Origin of the sequence: Synechococcus sp. R3-13, from assembly GCF_047462195.1 — a bacterium.
In the GTDB taxonomy this organism is placed as follows: domain Bacteria; phylum Cyanobacteriota; class Cyanobacteriia; order Thermostichales; family Thermostichaceae; genus Thermostichus.
In genome coordinates this window covers 1-2418 of the sequence record NZ_JANSIO010000330.1, presented here as the reverse complement: position 1 = coordinate 2418, position 2418 = coordinate 1, and the positions used below count along the sequence as shown (strand labels likewise).

At 62.5% G+C, this 2418-nt stretch carries 1 protein-coding gene; it reads right to left on the bottom strand.

All coding sequences use genetic code 11. The features are described from left to right. Positions 1-78: 78 nt before the first annotated feature. On the bottom strand, positions 79-2394 hold the full coding sequence (purL, locus tag NW856_RS10235; RefSeq protein ID WP_414400124.1) for a phosphoribosylformylglycinamidine synthase subunit PurL: 2316 nt from the start codon (positions 2392-2394) through the stop codon (positions 79-81). Positions 2395-2418 lie beyond the last annotated feature (24 nt).

The following is a 2418-nucleotide window of genomic DNA, read 5'->3' as shown; positions in this document are numbered from 1 at the left end:
TCCTCTCCAACCTCTGGCCCCTCTCCCCAAGGGAGAAGGGAGCTGGGCGCAGAAAACGGTTTCCCAACCGAGGCTCAGCTAGTCCGAAAAGGCACCGTGGTAGGCGGCCTGCATGGCTGCCAAAGACACCACCAGTAAGGGATCCTCTTCTGCCGTCCTTAAGAGCAGGGGATCCGCAGGGGATCCCACCTCTCCCAAAAGCTGCCACTGGCCCGGCAGTTGGGATTCCAAATAGGCTTCCCAGAGAGATCGATGGGCTGGGTTTACGGAGACGACGATGCGGCTGGATCCCTCTCCAAACAGGGCTTGATCCCAACGGCCTAAGGGCGTGGGAAGGCAGAGGGTGGCTCCCCGGCTGCCGCTTAGACAGGCTTCTGCCAAGGCCACTGCCAGCCCGCCGTCGCTGCAATCGTGGGCCGAGCGCACCCACCTCTGGCGGATCCCATAGCGGCAGGCAGCCTGCACCTGCTTTTCCAATTCCAAATCCACAGGGGCAGGCCGGCCCGTGACCTTCTGGTAAATGACCGCCAAATACTCGCTCCCCCCCAAGCTAACGGGGGCCTGGGATCCCAGCAGGTAAATGAGATCCCCTGCCTGCTGCCACCCTTGGCCACAGATAAATTGCAAATCGGGAACCAGACCCACCATGCCAATGACAGGGGTAGGGTAGATAGCCTGCGATCCCTGGGGGGTGAGGGTCTCGTTGTAGAGAGAAACGTTTCCCCCCGTTACCGGCGTACCGAGGGCACGGCAGGCATCTCCAATCCCCCGACAGGCCAGGGCCAGCTGCCAGTACACCACCGGGTTTTCGGGATTGCCAAAGTTAAGGTTATCGGTAACAGCTAGGGGATCCGCCCCCACACAGGAAAGATTGCGGGCAGCTTCCGCCACGGCTGCCTTGGCCCCCTCGTAGGGATCCAAATACACCCAGCGGCCATTGCCATCCAGGGTGGCAGCGATGGCCTTGCGGGAAGCTCGCAGGGGCGGCACCTCGCCCACGCCAAACTTTTGGGAACGGATGCGGATAACCGCCGCATCTCCCTGACCCGGCCAAAGGACGGTGTTGTTTTGCACCTGGTGGTCGTATTGGCGATAGATCCAAGCTTTGCTGGCCAGGGTGGGGCTGGCCAAAAGCTGCAGCAGCACCTCTTTCCATGCCAGCGTTGCCTGAGCGAGGTGGATCCCCTGGCAATCACAAGGGGGTAGAGTGGCGGGATCCCATTGCCACGCTGCCTGCACGTAGGCTGGCGGCTCTGGCAACACCGGACGGACATAGACGGGGGTGTCTTCGGCCAAAGCCCGCACCGGCACCTGCACCACGCAGGATCCCTGGTGCCAGATCTCCACCAGCGGCTCGGCAATGACTTCCCCGGCCACACTAGCTTGCAAACCCCAGCGGTGGAAGATCTCCATCACCTCCGCCTCGCGGCCTTTTTGCACCACCAGCAGCATCCGCTCCTGGGATTCCGAGAGCAGGTATTCCCAGGCAGCCATGCCGCTTTCCCGCGCCGGCACTCGGTCGAGGTCAAAGCGGATCCCCACCCCTCCCTTGGCGGCCATCTCCGCGGTGGAGCAGGTGATCCCGGCTGCCCCCATATCCTGGGCAGCCACCACAGCTCCTGTGGCAAAGGCCTCCAGACAGGCCTCGATGAGGCACTTGCCCAGGAAGGGATCCCCCACCTGCACTGCCGGCCGATCCTGCTGCGCATCCTCCTTGAGCTCGGCGCTGGCAAAGCTGGCCCCGCGGATCCCATCCCGCCCTGTAGTGGAGCCTACATACAAAACGGGATTTCCCACCCCTTGGGCTGCAGATTTGACAACCATAGGGGTCTCCAGCAGCCCCAGGGCCATCACGTTCACCAGAGGATTGCCCGTGTAGCAGGGATCCACGGCCACCTCGCCGCCTACGGTGGGCACCCCAACACAGTTGCCGTAGTGGGCAATGCCCTCCACCACCCTGGCCATCAAGCGGCGGTTGCGGGGATCGGTCAGCGGCCCAAAGCGCAGCGAGTTGAGGAGGGCAATGGGACGGGCGCCCAGGGTAAAGATATCCCGCAGGATCCCTCCCACACCTGTGGCCGCCCCCTGAAAGGGCTCCACCGCTGAAGGATGGTTGTGGGACTCGATCTTAAAAGCCAGCCAATCCCCCTCCCCCAAATCCACCACCCCGGCATTTTCCCCCGGCCCCACCACCACCCGCTCTCCGGTGGTGGGAAAGTTTTTCAGCAGAGGGCGGGAGTTCTTGTAGCAGCAGTGCTCCGACCACATCACCCCAAACATGGCCAGCTCCGTGGGGTTGGGATCCCGGCCCAGCTGCTGCTGGATCTGTTGATATTCCGCCGGGGAAAGGCCGTGGGCTTTTAAGTCTTCGAGAGTATAGGGCATAGTGCTGATACATTTACGCTGAACACTGCTGAA